Below are 15052 nucleotides of genomic sequence, written 5' to 3' on the forward strand. Positions count from 1 at the left end.
ACAGGAGTTCTTGTTTGGTCTCAACTTGCTGTTTTTATTGTATTTTATTTTAGGGTGATGTTTGTGTTATACACATCGCTATACACATTGTTCCAAGTGTAAGGTTCAATCTGACGGATAAAGCTAAAGCTCCTTCATCGTCTCTAGAGCTGTTTCAATTAACTCTTCTGAAGGTTTAAATCTAGACATATGACGGACACATATTACAGGGATTTTCACATCATTTAGTACGGCTGAGAAAGCGAAAGTTGTGTAATAACCCTTCTGCTGCGTATAGATGAGAGTGCTTGGATCACCGAAGTATTTTAGCAAAATATTTGCTGCTGAAAGGGATTGTAGACTGTTGCTATAAGCGATAATCAGTTCAGGCTTACACAGAGGGATTGTGACATTCTCAAAAAATCTGGTTGAGTATTTTACGAGTTGTTCGACAGTTAGTTTGTGCCGGCTCGCCTCTTGTTTGAGTTCTGAGGCATTGGTTGAGCACATCATTAGAGCATTCGTAAATACTACGTCTTCCCATCTGTAACCTAGGCTGATAGGTATCTGTTGTAGTCGCTTAGCTAGGTGAGTAATTCCCCATTCCCCTTGCGTCCCTAAATGGACATTCGAGACAAGAGGCTTTGAATGATCCTGAATAATAGACTGGCTGTTGGTCATATGGGAATCGGCTGACGAACCATTAAAGCCCATCACAATGAGGCGTTTGCGTATAGGTGGGGAGGCTATTAATTCAAAAGCAGAATCGTAAGGTCTGCCGGGCAAATCAGCTAAGCCAAAGCGAGAAAGCCCTCCAAGAATAAAGTCTCTAGTCTTATCCATTATTCAAATTCTCTTGTGAAGCCTCATACCGACATCATACGCAAAAAAACTTTTTTTGCATTTAACTGTTCACACTGTTCACCTCGGTTATTTATCATTTTATATCATGTAGTTAGGTGGTGATGAGTTGGTGAAGGGTGAACGGTCGACTCTTCACCTTTGTTTGTTTTGCTCGTTCTGAATGCGACCGGTCAGGCGATACACGGGGGGATAAAAAGTTTTTTCCGGTTTTACTGTTCACACTGTTCACCTTTTCTTTTTTTATCAATAATTTCATAATGATATGGGGTGAATATACGGTGAAGGGTGAACAGTGGAGTGTTCACCTTATGGCAATTGCCGGAAAGAAAAAGACCGGCTCTAGCCGGTCTGGAGTGGGTTATGTCGCTGCGGGTTCATCGCATTTCGGCAGCCAGTCGCCGTAGCTTTCTTCTTTCAGCGACAGGTTGGTCTGTATCCCCTGCTTTGTGTGCCGCTTTTCATAATTCAGGCCGTACTCTTTCAGCATCATGGGCAGCCCCAGCCCGAACATTTTCAGGCTGAGCACGTTTCTGTACCCGTTGGCCTCCATATAGGCCAGATACGCGTGATAGAGATACTTACGGTAATTACGCGGGACGATGCTGGCATTACCCATAAACATCCCGCTGGTCTGCGGCAGCATTTCCAGATAACCGCAAAAATCAAACGTCGGGTCAGCATCGCGCTTGATATTGAGTGCCTCGTCGGAGTTCTGCTGCAACTGGAGCAGTGCGCGCGCGGTCATCGGGTCGCTGAATTTCTGCATAAGCTGGCGCACGATAACGGCCAGCTCGCGCGCAATTTTATCCCTGAGCTGCGGGTCGCGCTCTTCCGGTGCAATCTGCTCCGGGAAATGAATAATCACCCGGCGACGGGACACGCCGCCGCTGCGGTCGGTAAAGCGCATCGGGTTGTTGTTCACGGCCAGAATTACCGCCGGAATATGTGTTGAATACGGGTTCTGGTATTTCGGGTCAACCGAGACCGCATCGCCGCCGGTGATGGCCTTCAGCCCTGCGCCGTCACCGCTCCATTTTTCCTGGTCCGGCAGACGTATCAGCGAGAAGCCAATCAGGGATGCACGCTTGCGCGGGTCTTCCAGCGTGTCGATGTCGGCTGACGTGGCGTTATCCTCTCCGGCGAGCAGGGTCGCGATTTCGGCGAGAATGCTTTTGCCACTCCCGCCGGGACCGGTGACTTCGAGAAAGAGCTGCCAGTCGTAACGGTTCGCCAGCACCATAAACAGCGCAGCGAGTATCACGTCGCGCTTTTGTGGATTTTTACCGGCCGCCCGGTCGAGCCAGCGCCAGAAATTCGGCGCGTGAGTCTCCAGCATTTCGCCTTCTACCGGCGGGGTAAAATCCACGTCGCACAGTGTGCGTAGCCAGTGCGATTTATGATGTGGACTGAATATGCCGCTTTGGGTATCGAGTACCCCGTTGCGAAAACCAATCAGACGCCGTGCCGGTGCGGCCTGCTGCGGAATAATCAGTTTCAGGGTCTCCACCACCGAGGCAATTTTCCCGGATGAGAACGGGGCGCGCAGGCGCTGGAATAAGTCAGCCACATTCCGTGAAAAAGTGGCTGCCGGGATATTTTTCCAGATGCCGTTTTCATAGCGGGACAGGAGCTGGCCGTTCGCATCCACGGCCAGCGCTTCGCCGTAATGCTCATGCACCCGCAGAGCCTTGTCGCTGGCGCTCATGGCCGTAAATTCCGCCTCGCTCATGGTGTCGAACGGGCTTTGTGCCGGTGGCCGGATGGCGTCATAAATCGCTTTTCGCGTGGCCTCCCCGCCATTCTGCATAAACGCATCATTCCAGTCACCAAACACCGGCGGCAGGGCAACAACGCCCTCACAGGTTTCTGCGGCCGCGGCGGCTTTTGTCTGACCATCGCCGTTAAGGTCACGGTCAGCAGCGAGGACAATCTGACAGGCCGGGTGTTTCTGACGGGCAAGGCTCGCCAGAGAGAGGAGGTTCACGGACGACAGCGCCACCATAACGGTTTCGCCGGTTAGGTGATGCACGGTGAGTGCGGTCGCATAGCCTTCTGCAATCCACAGGCGTTTTCCAGCCTGTTTTTTCCCTTCGATGGTATGGCTCGCTCCTTTTACCGCCCCGCCTTTCAGGGTGCGTTTGAGCCCCTCAGAACTGATAAGCTGAAGGTTAACCAGTGCGCCGGTATCGTCATACAGCGGGACAACCACATCATCGGCGCGGAACATCACGCCGCCGGTTTTATGTGTGGCCGTCAGCATGACACATTCATGACCGGGAAATCCCTTGCGGGTCAGATAGGCGTTGCCGCTGGCCGTGCGGGTTTTCTCCATCAGTCTGACGGCCAGCGCGGCCGCCGCTTTGCGGTCTGCTTCGGTTTCAGCCTCTGCGGCCGCAATCACTTCGGGGGCAACCGGTGGCAGGTTGCCGGTCACGGCGTCCACCTTCCCGGCAGCCTCTGATGCGGTCATACCGAACACTTTCTCAACCAGCTTAAGCCCGTCACCCGCGCCGCACTGATTACAGAGCCACGTCCCGCGCCCCTCTTTATCGTCAAAGCGGAAACGGTCAGAGCCGCCGCACACCGGACAGGCCTGATGCCGGTTTTTTATGACCTTCACACCCAGCGCCGGGAGAATGCGCGGCCAGTGGCCGCACGCCTGTTTTACCGTCTCTGTTACGTTCATTTTCATCGTTATTTTCTCCCTCAGTGCACAACAGGCGATTGCATGTGACGGGCGCAGAGTTCATCCATCACGGCCAGCCCGAGGAAGGACAGCGACGGCGCGGCTTTGAGTGGTCCGGCTTCCATTAAATCTTCCAGCAGTGCACAGGCAATCTGGCGGCCTTTTTCCTCGCCGTGCTGGCGCAGGTAGAAGCCCTCCAGCTCGGCGGCAATGGCGCTTTCCAGCGCGTCGAGGGTGAGGTGCGGGTAGCGGTGCTGGCGTTCGCATACCGTCAGCCATGCACAGGCGACAGCGCGCCGATATAGCGCGGCGCGTAATACGGGCGGTAATGGCTTTTTCATACGTTGCCCTCCCCGGTCAGCCAGCGCTGATTGCAGCGCTCTACCACGCCGTCGAGCTGGGCGGTCATAAGGTAAATCACGGAGGTGAGTTGCGACTGCTGCGCAGGGTCACGACGAACGGTGGCGCAGTCCTGCACCTGCATCAGCTCATTGACGAGCTGGCCGACGTTGCGCATATGCTCCAGACATTCGAGGTCACGGGCGGTAATGGTGGTATGTCTCATGCACGCACCTCCGCAACCGGCAGGCGGCCAGCGAACGACAGAACGTAGTCGCGAACGAGCGACAGGCGTGCGGCGTGTTCATCACCGGCAACGGTGCGGAGCATACAGATACGGGGTTTACGGTCTGCACGACGAACGGCGGCAAACACAAAGACAAACTGCGGGTGTGACGGAGTGAGGGTAGTAGCCATGATGGCAGCCTCCAATAAGTAGCGGTTGCTGCTACCACCGGAAACGCCAATTTCACTGGTGGCAGCCCGAACGGGGTTGGCGTAACCGGCCTTATTGGAAACCGGCCAGCCCGAAGGCTGCCCCGCCCGGACTGCCATTATCTTGCTGGAACAATGGTGTACACATAGACACCACAGCCCGGAAAATGGGTGTGCCTGAGCTACGACATAAAAAAAGACGCAAGGCGCGTCTGGAGTCGCCAATAAGTTACACGGAACGCCAATTCCGGCTGCCGATTTTGCGACAGCGGGAAAACTATACCTGGAAACGGCGACAGGAAGCAAGCCAGAAAAAGGGGCAGTTTGCTGAACGATCATCATCATGCGTCATAGCCCCGGTTGCGTTCGGCAATGCGATCTGCCATCCATGCGGTGATTTCAGACTGCGCCCACGCCACGTTTTTACCGCCCAGGCTGATTTGTTTCGGGAAAGCCTCGCGGCTGATGAGGTCGTAAATGGTTGACCGGGACAGGCCGCACAGATGCATCACTTCGGGCAGGCGGAGAAAGCGCTCCTGAACGGCATCAGAAACCGGCATCAGTGGGGTGGCAGGGGCAGAAGACGGGGAAGAAAAAGCGGTGTGCATCGGGCTACCTCATAAAGTCCATACAGTGCCGGTCATGTCCGTCAGGCTTCGGGTAGCTCCTTATTATGTCTATATTTTTCCTCTGGTCATGTGAGATTTTCGGGGAAACAAACATTGACTTTTCGCTCTGGCAAACAAAGGCAAACGCTGGCAAAGATATGCAAACCACTGCATTACAATGCAGCAATTTCTATTTCTTTTAGTTATATATTTTTCATTTTTAATCGAAATAAAGTCTAATTGGTATAGACAGAGCAAAACAGGAGGGTGAACAGTGGTGAACAGACGGTGAACAGTCATGTCCTCAACTGTTCACCCTTTATCTTACTGTATTATTTATATTTTTATTTAAGGTGAACAGTGGTGAACAGTTATAAGTAAAAAAACAAACGATGAGTAAGGTTTTGCTGAGACCTTTTTCTGGCAAGCCGGGTTTTGAGTGCTGTTTGTGCCAGAACTGCCACAACTGCAATGAATCGAGATGTTGTGTGATGAAGGGCAGAATCATTTCAGGTTGAATAAACGGAGAGCCTGAACATGAAACCCGAAACAGTCATTACCGCCCTGCAAGACGTTGCCGCCAGGCAGTACGCAGAGAACAGCCAGCGCATCACCGACAAGCTGAGCGCATTCACTGCGGCAAGAGACACCCACGCGGCCAGCATGCAGGTTCTGAAAGAGATTGATACGTCCATTGAACGCTGTAAGCAGGAGCGGCAGACCGCCCTCGATGAGAGCACTGAGGCGGAGCAGGACTGGCGCAGCCGCTTTCGCACCCTGCGCGGCAGTCTCACCCCTGAAATGAAAACTGAGCACAGCAGGCGTATCGCCAGTCGCGAGCTGGCCGACGAGTTCACCGGCCTGATTGCGGAGCTGGAGACTGACCGGACACGCGCCATGCTGAATGCCTGCTCCACCGGCAATAAATACCTGTCAGCGCACGAAGATGCCTTTACCGCTTACGCCGGTGCGGAATGGGCTCAGGCTGTCAATGCGGTTCCTGTCGCCCTCATCCGCGCTTTCCTGCTGCGCATTCGTGCCCTCGAAATGAAGGGAGAAAGCGCTCCTCAGTCCGTGGCCACCGGCGAGCTGCGCGATGCGCTGAGCCGTCAGGGCAGCCTGTATCACTTCGATATGACGCAGGAGCCGGTGTTGTCCGTGACGGGCATGCACCGGCCGCAGATTACAGGCGTGGATACGGAGCTGTTACGCAGCCCTGCGAAGAGAATGATGCTCGCCAGAAAGCTGGCTGAAAATGGCGAGACAGAAGCGGAGGGGTAAGCATGTTTCACTGCCCGTTCTGCAAAACCAGCGCGCATTCCCGCACCAGTCGCTATCTGTCCGATAACGTCAAACAGCGCTATCACCAGTGCATGAACATCGAGTGCTCGGCCACGTTCCGCACGCTTGAATCCATCGACGGGATTATTCGTTCACCGGTGACAGAGCCGGTTATCCCTGTACCCGCACCGGAGCCCACCGTTAACCGTGCCGGTGCGTGAGCACGGCCAGACATCAGGAGAAACATACGTGTCCACACTGACGCTACAGAAAGCCTTTGAGGCCTGTCAGGCAAACAAATCCGCATGGCTGCAACGCCGGGATGAACTGAAGCAGGCCGAACAGGCATACCGCGAACAGCTTGCCGGTAACGGCCACAGCGGCCGGAGCCTGCAAACGCTGCGCGAGATTATCGACGTGAAAAAATGGGAAATCAATCAGGCTGCCGGTCGCTATATCCGTTCGCATGAGGAGGTGCAGCGCATCAGCATCCGCGACCGATTGAATGATTTTATGCAGGTGCACGGCGCGGAGCTGGCCGCCGCCCTTGCCCCTGAACTGATGAATTATTCCGGGCAACACTCTGCCGTTCAGCGCTGCGCCATGCAGCACTCACTCGACTGTCTGCGTGAGGCGCTACAGCTCTGGCTGGTCGCCGGTGAAAAAATTAATTATTCGGCGCAGGATAATGACATTTTAACGGCCATCGGATTCAGACCTGACGCGGCTTCGTGCGATGATAGTCGTGAAAAATTCACGCCTGCACAGAACCTGAATTACACCCGCCGCCGTGCAGAACTGACTGTGCAGTAGTTCGCTTAAAAATCCCCGAAAATCCCGCCATTTTTACGTATAAAAGCCATGCATGCATAAGGTGCATGGTTTTGCATGCGTTTTAACGTCACTGAATCCCCCGCCAGCGCCAGCACTGGCACGCCCTGAGGCCGGTCATGCACCCGCATTAAAAGCGCCCCCTTAAGCGGGCAGGCGGGGCGGGGAGAGCATTGCGCGCATAATAATTTAATGCGATAAATTAATTGGGAAGGTTAATGCAGTTTTTATTTAATTTTGCTATAAGAGTTGGATGAATTAATGGTGTTAAGCAGCCAAGCGAAGTAGTCGTGACGCAATATAAGGTGATGCAATGGATGAACGAGCACAAGAAAAGTTATTTAAAAAACTCTTCTCTCCAAAATCTTTATTTGATGTATATACCGAGAGATTTAGTAAGTCCGCAGCAAAAGGCCTCGATAGAATCAATGGCATGCAATATTCAAATAGAGCCAGAAAGGAATTAAAGAAAGTCTCTGAAAAATGTCTTAACGGTTCTTTTAGATTTACTCCTTACTTAGAGAAGTTGAAAAGCAAAGGGAGAGGGAAAAAACCCAGGGTTATTTCTATACCAACCATTAGAGATCGCGTTGTATTAAAACAGCTTAATGTTTTTCTTTGTGAGATTTTTCCTAGTTGTGTACCGAAAAGCATAGCTTCAACTTATATTAGAAGTATATCAGATGATTTAAAAGGCGTGATTCCTGAGGATATTTATGTTTGTAGTTGTGATATCGAAGGTTTTTATGACAACATAAACAAACATCGACTTGAAAAAATCTTATCAAAAAACATAAGAAGTAAAAGGGCGCTAGATCTCATAGTTCATTCTCTTTTAACACCAACAACAAGTGATAATGTTAATAAAAAAATGAGGAAGGTGTTTTTTGATAATGAAAAGGGAGTACCTCAAGGCTTGTCAATATCTAACATTTTAGCTGCGATTTATCTGCAAGGTGTAGATAACGAAATGCTAAAATTTGATGTGACTTACTATAGATATGTTGATGATGTACTAATGTATGGTAATTATGATGACGTAAACTCAGCTTATCATTCATTAAGGCGCAGGCTTAAGTATAGGGGGTTAAACACTCATCCGCCATCATCACCAAAAACACATTTAGGTTTTCTTAATGAGTCCTTTAGTTTTTTAGGATATGTTTTTAAAGGAAATGTTATAACAGTGCGAGATTCGACTGTTGAATCATTTATGAAATCAATTGCATCTAGGTTCAGTGATTATCTTCACAATAAAAACAAAAGGTTAAAAAAGTATACACATTTAACCTCTAATGATCTAAAAGACATTTTTCTGGAAGAGCTAAATGATAAGTTAACAGGAGCTATTAGTGAGAAAAAAAGATACGGGTGGGTAGCTTATTATTCAAATATTAACGATCTTTCTCTTCTTCATAAAATAGATTTTATAATAAGTGAAATGTTTAAGCGCTTGGATGATTTTGATAATTGTGCACCAGAAGGATTGAAAAAGGTAGCGCGTGCTTATTATGAAATGAAGTTTAGCCCACATAGAGGTTATATAAGAGATTATGACCAGATTAAAACTATTAAACAAAAAACTGAATTCTTGCACCGACGTGGAAGGATTGCTGAAGGCGAGAGGTTAACTAAAGAACAGGTTGAAGAGCGTTATGAAAGATATAAAGCTAAAAATTTAGCTAGCATGCATGCAGATGAAGGTGAAGTGTATCCCAAGTAATGCTATATTGAGCTTGACCAACGCCGACGGTACTTGCCTTGCAGGTGCCGTACCCCACGCGGTAAGGCCGTGATGGGCAGAAGTGCTCCTGACCTAAAATGGTAGTAAACCTTCATCGGGGGAAACCGCTGGTGAAGAGGATTGGACTGATATCTCCGGCGTTGCGTCACTTCATACTATTCATGGAGCTTATGATGAAAGATTTTTTGGATAGCCTAAGCAAATCCGCCTGGGAAACATCATGCGCAAGATACAATGCATCCCGTAGGTTAAAGGTTAGAGAGATTTTTTCGACTATCAGTCTCGCTTTAATTGGCCTTTCCGGTATCATACTCTCATTAATCCAATATTTTTGGATTACAGATATAAATCCTAAGCTCAATATATTAATAACTGCATTTTCCATTATCTTAAGCATGCTATTAATAATAATTAGCCTTATTGAATGGGGAGTCGCATCAGGAGCTAAATCTGAGGCTCTCTTTAGAAATGCTGAGTTGCTTAATGAGCATGAAAGGAAGATTTCTTTATTCAAAAACTGCTTAAAAGAAGAAATAACGAATGACGATTACAAATGCATAGATAACCTTCGCGATGAGTATGAAAAAATAAAATCAACATGTACTTTCAACCATAGCCCTGTTGACTACGAGTATCATAAAATAGTAAAAAGTAGATATTATATTGCCCATACTTCTGAAAGCTTTAGTTTTTGGCGAGTGTTAAAAGGTAGAATTAACTATTACATTAGTAGTATTTGGGGATACTTAATTATCTGGTCAATTGTTGCCATATTCTTCTTCAAAGTTTTAAAGGTAATAGCATCCCTGTATTGATCATGAGTTGGAGCGTTTACCGCTCCAATGTCTTATATAAAAAATCCGCATACCATTGCATCATATCTTTCCTTTTCTCTAAATACTGAGCATGGTTATATGTACCTCGAATAGTGTTTTTATCTACATGAGCTAATTGCATTTCAATCCATGCACTGTCAAATCCCTTTTCGTGCAAAATGGTAGACATGGTATGTCTAAATCCGTGCCCTGTCGCACGACCTTTGTAGCCTAGTAATTCAATAACCTGTGACACACTTTCTTTGGATATAGGTTTATTACGATTATTTCTACCAATAAAAATGTAGGGATAATGGCCAGTAATAGGCTTGAGCTGCTTGAAAAGGTCAATCACCTGAGCAGATAGAGGCACAATGTGAGGTCTGCGCATTTTCATCCTTTCTGAAGGAATTTCCCATATCCCTTTCTCAAGGTCAACTTCATCCCACGTAGCAAAACGCATTTCCTGCGTTCTTACACCAGTTAACATAACAATCTTAGTCGCATTTTTAGTGATGATGCTGCCGGTATACCTCTCAAGATCCCGAATAAAATGAGGTATCTCTTCAGCGGATAAAAAAGGATGGTGCTTTTGCTTAGGTACGGTCAGAGCGATAGCTAAATCAGGTGCTGGATTGTATTCAGCGCGGCCAGTTATGATCGCATAGCGATAAACCTCGCCGCATCTTTGGCGCACTTTTCTGGTCTTCTCCAGTGCTCCACGCTTCTCTATTCGTCGCAATACTTCAAGTAGTTCTAACGGTTTGATTTCACTGATAGGACGTTTACCAATGAACGGGAACACATCTTGCTCGAATGTCTTAATGATTTCTTCGCGATAGGCCACTGTCCAGCGGTCAGCTTTGTTGGCGTGCCATTCTCGACATATGGCTTCGAATGAGTTCTCTGTTGAGAGTTGCTGTGCCAGCTTTTTGGCTTTACGTTCTTCGATTGGATCAACGCCATTTGCGACCTGCTTACGGGCCGTATCGCGTTTCTCACGTGCTTCTGCGAGGCTCACAAGGTCGTAGCTGCCAAATGACATTAGCCGCGCTTTACCGGCAAAACGAAAGCGGAAGCGCCAGCCCTTCGAGCCGTCGGGATTGATAAGCAATGACAGGCCTTGCCCATCGTTCAATGTGTATGGCTTGTCTTGGGGCTTTGCTCGTTTAATTTGTATGTCTGTTAGTGCCATGTGTATAAGTCAAAAATATGTATAAAAAATCTATACACATCACTATACATTTTTTTCATGGATTCAGGGAGAACTTGTCGGACGGTTCCGGATGAGTGATTTAATATGTGTGTTGAAAATAAAGGCTTTTTAGACGTTTTCGGATGGTGGTGGAAAAACTTTGGCGGAAGATCACAGGAGTCGAACCTGCCCGGGAACGCTGGCGTCCCCAACTGGATTTGAAGTCCAGCCACCTCACCGGAGATGACGATCTTCCGCGCCTGCATTGCTACATGGAGGCGGGGCGCATTATAGCTACTTTCAGGCATTTACCACATACCCCACACCACTTTTTTCACCTCTCTTTTGACCTGAATCCCCCTGTTTCAGCTAATTCTTAAGAAAATCCTCAGGTTAGCATTTCGTGCTCATCAACTTTTATCCCGATCACAAAAAACAAGAAACGTAATCTCTTAACCAGAAAACGCAATACCCGCTCCTGAAACAATGGTTTAAAAAACGGTAACCGGTCTCAGCGCCCCCTACAGCGTGAAGGATAAAAATATGAGCGAAGTACTGTCAGTAAAAGAGAAGATTGGCTACGGCATGGGAGACGCCGCCAGCCACATCATTTTTGATAACGTTATGCTTTATATGATGTTTTTCTACACCGATATTTTTGGTATTCCCGCCGGGTTTGTCGGCACCATGTTCCTGCTGGCCCGCGCGCTGGATGCGATCTCCGACCCGTGCATGGGGCTGATTGCCGACCGCACCCGCAGCCGCTGGGGCAAGTTCCGTCCATGGATTTTGTTTGGCGCTATCCCGTTCGGCATCGTCTGCGTGCTGGCGTATACCACGCCGGACCTGAGCCTCAACGGCAAAATGGTTTACGCCGCCATCACCTACACGCTGCTGACCCTGCTCTATACCGTGGTCAACATCCCGTACTGCGCGCTGGGCGGCGTGATCACCAACGACCCGACGCAGCGTATCTCCCTTCAGTCGTGGCGCTTTGTGCTGGCGACGGCGGGCGGCATGCTCTCCACGGTGCTGATGATGCCGCTGGTGAACCTGATTGGCGGCGACGATAAAGCGTTCGGCTTCCAGGGCGGGATCGCCGTGCTGTCGGTGGTCGCGTTCCTGATGCTGGCGTTCTGCTTCTTCACCACCAAAGAGCGCATCCAGGTGCCACCGAGCACCACCTCCATGCGTGAAGATCTGCGCGACATCTGGCAAAACGACCAGTGGCGTATTGTCGGCGTGCTCACCATCCTCAACATCCTCGCCGTCTGCGTGCGCGGCGGCGCGATGATGTACTACTGCACCTGGATCATGGGCTCGCCGGAGGTGTTCGTCGCCTTCCTCACCACCTACTGCGTCGGTAACCTGATCGGCTCCGCGCTGGCGAAACCGCTCACCGACTGGAAGTGCAAGGTGAGCATCTTCTGGTGGACCAACGCCGCGCTGGCGGTGGTCAGCGTGGCGATGTTCTTCGTGCCGATGCATGCCACCGTACTGATGTTCGGCTTTATCTTCGTTATCGGCGTGCTGCACCAGCTGGTGACGCCGATTCAGTGGGTAATGATGTCCGATACCGTCGACTACGGCGAATGGACCAACGGCAAACGTCTGACCGGCATCAGCTTTGCGGGCACGCTGTTCGTGCTGAAGCTCGGCCTGGCGCTGGGCGGGGCGATGATCGGCTGGATGCTGGCAGGCGGCGGCTACGACGCGGCGGCCAAAACCCAGAACAGCGCGACCATCAGTATCATTATCGGCCTGTTTACGCTGGCACCAGCGATCTGCTACGTGCTGAGCGCCATCATCGCCAAACGCTACTACACGCTGAAAACCCCCTTCCTGACCAAAATCCTGCGCGAGCTGGCGCAGGGTGCGCGCCGCAATCAGCAGGAGTTTGAAAACCTGCCGGTCAGTAAAGAATTGCAGAACTAAGAGGACGAAAGCATGAAAATCAGTGATGGAAACTGGCTTATTCAACCGGGCCTGAACGTGACGTATCCGGTTCAGGTGTTCGACGTGGAGCAGCAGGGCAATGACCTGGTGGTGTACGTCGCGCCGCGTGACGTGCGCGAACGCACCTGGCAGCTCGACACGTTGATGTTCACGGTGCGCCTGTTTGCCCCGCAGGAAGGGATTGTCGGGGTGCGCATTGAGCACTTCCAGGGCGCGCTGAATAAAGGCCCGCACTATCCGCTGAACGTTCTGAAGGATGTAAAAGTTGAGATTGAAAACAACGCCGAGTTTGCCGAGCTGAAAAGCGGCAGCGTCAGCGTGCGCGTCACCAAAGGCGAGTTCTGGGCGCTGGATTTCCTGCGCAACGGCCAGCGCATTACCGGCAGCCAGCTGAAAAACAACGGCTACGTACAGGACAGCAATACCGATCGCAACTATGTGTTTGAACGTCTGGATCTGGGCGTGGGGGAAACGGTCTACGGCCTGGGCGAGCGCTTCACCGCCCTGGTGCGCAACGGTCAGACGGTCGAGACCTGGAACCGCGACGGGGGCACCAGCACCGAGCAGTCCTACAAAAACATCCCGTTCTACCTGACCAACCGCGGCTACGGCGTGCTGGTGAATCACCCGGAAAACGTCTCGTTTGAAGTCGGCTCCGAGAAAGTGTCCAAAGTGCAGTTCAGCGTGGAAGGGGAATATCTCGAGTACTTTGTGATCGACGGCCCGACGCCGAAAGAAGTGCTGAACCGCTATACCCGCTTCACTGGCCGTCCGGCGCTGCCGCCTGCGTGGTCGTTCGGCCTGTGGCTCACCACCTCGTTCACCACCAACTACGACGAAGCCACGGTGAACAGCTTTATCGACGGCATGGCCGAGCGCGACCTGCCGCTGCACGTCTTCCACTTCGACTGCTTCTGGATGAAGGCCTTCCAGTGGTGCGACTTCGAGTGGGACCCGGTGACCTTCCCGGATCCGGAAGGGATGATCCGCCGCCTGAAAGAGAAAGGGCTGAAGGTCTGCGTGTGGATCAACCCGTACATCGGCCAGAAATCGCCGATCTTCCGCGAGTTGAAAGAGAAGGGCTACCTGCTGAAGCGCCCGGACGGCTCCCTGTGGCAGTGGGACAAATGGCAGCCGGGGCTGGCGATCTACGACTTCACCAACCCGGACGCGTGCCGGTGGTACGCCGACAAGTTGAAAGGCCTGGTGGAGATCGGAGTCGACTGCTTCAAGACCGATTTCGGCGAGCGTATCCCGACGGACGTCCAGTGGTTTGACGGTTCCGATCCGCAGAAGATGCACAACCATTACGCCTACATCTACAACGAACTGGTGTGGAACGTGCTGAAAGAGACGGTGGGAGAAGAAGAGGCGGTGCTGTTTGCCCGCTCCGCGTCCGTGGGGGCGCAACAGTTCCCGGTACACTGGGGCGGCGACTGCTACGCCAACTATGAATCGATGGCCGAAAGCCTGCGCGGCGGGCTGTCGATTGGCCTGTCCGGCTTCGGGTTCTGGAGCCACGATATCGGCGGGTTCGAAAACACCGCTCCGGCGCACGTCTACAAACGCTGGTGCGCGTTCGGGCTGTTCTCCAGCCACAGCCGCCTGCACGGCAGCAAATCCTACCGCGTGCCGTGGGCGTACGATGACGAGTCCTGCGACGTGGTGCGCCACTTCACGCAGCTGAAATGCCAGCTGATGCCGTACCTGTATCGTCAGGCGGCTCTGGCGCGTGAGTTCGGCACGCCGATGCTGCGGGCGATGATGCTGGAGTTCCCGGACGATCCGGCGTGTGACTATCTTGACCGTCAGTACATGCTGGGGGATTCAATGATGGTGGCGCCGGTGTTCTCCGAGGCGGGCGACGTGCAGTTCTGGCTGCCGGAAGGGCGCTGGACGCACCTGTGGCACAACGACGAAATCGAGGGTAGCCGCTGGCATAAGCAGCAGCACGATTTCCAGAGCCTGCCGGTCTATGTGCGCGACAACACGCTGCTGGCGCTCGGCAATAATAACCAGAAGCCGGACTATGCGTGGCATGAGGGGACAGCCTTCCAGCTCTTCAACCTGAGCGATGGCGCAACGGCGGTGAGTGAAGTGCCTGCGGCGGACGGTTCCGTGTTGTTTACGCTGAAGGCGTCACGTCAGGGCGACGTCGTGACCTTTACCGGCACGGGAGATGCGCAAAACTGGTCGGTGTGCTTGCGCAACGTGCAGAAGGTCGGCGGCGTTAAAGGCGGTTCACATGCGGGCAGCGAGTGGGGTGTGGTGGTGAAAGCCGAGGGGGATGAGGTGGTGGTGCACCTCTGAGCCGTAAAA

Annotated in this window: 14 protein-coding genes and 1 tRNA gene; 7 read left to right on the plus strand and 8 right to left on the minus strand. The window is 51.5% G+C overall.

Features of this window, described 5'->3' with window-relative positions:
- Positions 1–123: 123 nt before the first annotated feature.
- The 6 genes from L384_RS14795 to L384_RS14775 form a co-directional block, all read right to left on the minus strand.
- Entirely contained in the window at positions 124–822 is a 699-nt protein-coding gene (locus L384_RS14795; RefSeq protein ID WP_023323951.1) for a hypothetical protein, read from the minus strand.
- Positions 823–1201: 379 nt separating this feature from the next.
- Positions 1202–3535 carry a primase-helicase zinc-binding domain-containing protein gene (locus L384_RS14790; protein WP_023323952.1) on the minus strand — a complete coding sequence of 778 codons (2334 nt, stop codon included), beginning with the start codon at positions 3533–3535 and terminating at the stop codon, positions 1202–1204.
- Positions 3536–3549: 14 nt separating this feature from the next.
- A complete protein-coding gene (locus L384_RS14785) occupies positions 3550–3870 on the minus strand; it encodes a DUF5375 domain-containing protein (protein WP_023323953.1) in 321 nt (106 codons plus the stop codon).
- Complete coding sequence (locus tag L384_RS14780) at positions 3867–4094, minus strand: hypothetical protein (RefSeq protein WP_017692848.1); 228 nt, start codon at positions 4092–4094, stop codon at positions 3867–3869. The genes L384_RS14785 and L384_RS14780 overlap by 4 nt, the downstream gene beginning before the upstream one ends.
- Complete coding sequence (locus L384_RS0121005; protein ID WP_032627992.1) at positions 4091–4648, minus strand: host cell division inhibitor Icd-like protein; 558 nt, start codon at positions 4646–4648, stop codon at positions 4091–4093. The genes L384_RS14780 and L384_RS0121005 overlap by 4 nt, the downstream gene beginning before the upstream one ends.
- Positions 4645–4911, minus strand: a complete 267-nt coding sequence (locus tag L384_RS14775; protein ID WP_023323954.1) for a helix-turn-helix transcriptional regulator — start codon at positions 4909–4911, stop codon at positions 4645–4647. The genes L384_RS0121005 and L384_RS14775 overlap by 4 nt, the downstream gene beginning before the upstream one ends.
- A gap of 537 nt (positions 4912–5448) precedes the next feature.
- Between L384_RS14775 and L384_RS14770 the strand changes: the two genes are divergently transcribed.
- The 5 genes from L384_RS14770 to L384_RS14750 all read left to right on the plus strand — a co-directional run bounded on the left by L384_RS14770 (position 5449) and on the right by L384_RS14750 (position 9582).
- Positions 5449–6192 carry a hypothetical protein gene (locus tag L384_RS14770; RefSeq protein ID WP_023323955.1) on the plus strand — a complete coding sequence of 248 codons (744 nt, stop codon included), beginning with the start codon at positions 5449–5451 and terminating at the stop codon, positions 6190–6192.
- 2 nt (positions 6193–6194) lie between these two features.
- Positions 6195–6413, plus strand: coding sequence for an ogr/Delta-like zinc finger family protein (locus L384_RS14765; RefSeq protein WP_023323956.1), 219 nt, complete (start codon positions 6195–6197; stop codon positions 6411–6413).
- Between the two features lie 28 nt (positions 6414–6441).
- Positions 6442–7005 (plus strand): phage polarity suppression protein, encoded by a 564-nt coding sequence (locus L384_RS14760; protein ID WP_023323957.1) that lies wholly within the window; start codon positions 6442–6444, stop codon positions 7003–7005.
- A 331-nt stretch (positions 7006–7336) separates the two neighbouring features.
- Positions 7337–8746: a reverse transcriptase domain-containing protein gene (locus L384_RS14755; RefSeq protein WP_023323958.1), complete on the plus strand. Its 1410-nt coding sequence runs from the start codon at positions 7337–7339 to the stop codon at positions 8744–8746.
- 191 nt (positions 8747–8937) lie between these two features.
- Positions 8938–9582 (plus strand): SLATT domain-containing protein, encoded by a 645-nt coding sequence (locus L384_RS14750; protein ID WP_255343904.1) that lies wholly within the window; start codon positions 8938–8940, stop codon positions 9580–9582.
- A gap of 16 nt (positions 9583–9598) precedes the next feature.
- On the opposite strand, the gene L384_RS14745 is transcribed toward L384_RS14750, so the two are convergent.
- Together L384_RS14745 and L384_RS14740 are read right to left on the minus strand one after the other, a co-directional pair.
- Positions 9599–10777, minus strand: coding sequence for a tyrosine-type recombinase/integrase (locus L384_RS14745; protein WP_023323960.1), 1179 nt, complete (start codon positions 10775–10777; stop codon positions 9599–9601).
- A 161-nt stretch (positions 10778–10938) separates the two neighbouring features.
- Positions 10939–11033: transfer RNA gene (locus L384_RS14740), tRNA-Sec, on the minus strand.
- Between the two features lie 287 nt (positions 11034–11320).
- Between L384_RS14740 and L384_RS14735 the strand changes: the two genes are divergently transcribed.
- Positions 11321–12712 (plus strand): glycoside-pentoside-hexuronide family transporter, encoded by a 1392-nt coding sequence (locus L384_RS14735; protein WP_015570055.1) that lies wholly within the window; start codon positions 11321–11323, stop codon positions 12710–12712.
- Positions 12713–12724: 12 nt separating this feature from the next.
- Entirely contained in the window at positions 12725–15043 is a 2319-nt protein-coding gene (yicI, locus tag L384_RS14730) for an alpha-xylosidase (protein WP_023323961.1), read from the plus strand.
- Positions 15044–15052 lie beyond the last annotated feature (9 nt).

It is taken from the genome of Enterobacter sp. MGH 38 (genome assembly GCF_000492855.1).
Taxonomy (GTDB): Bacteria; Pseudomonadota; Gammaproteobacteria; order Enterobacterales; family Enterobacteriaceae; genus Enterobacter; species Enterobacter hormaechei_C.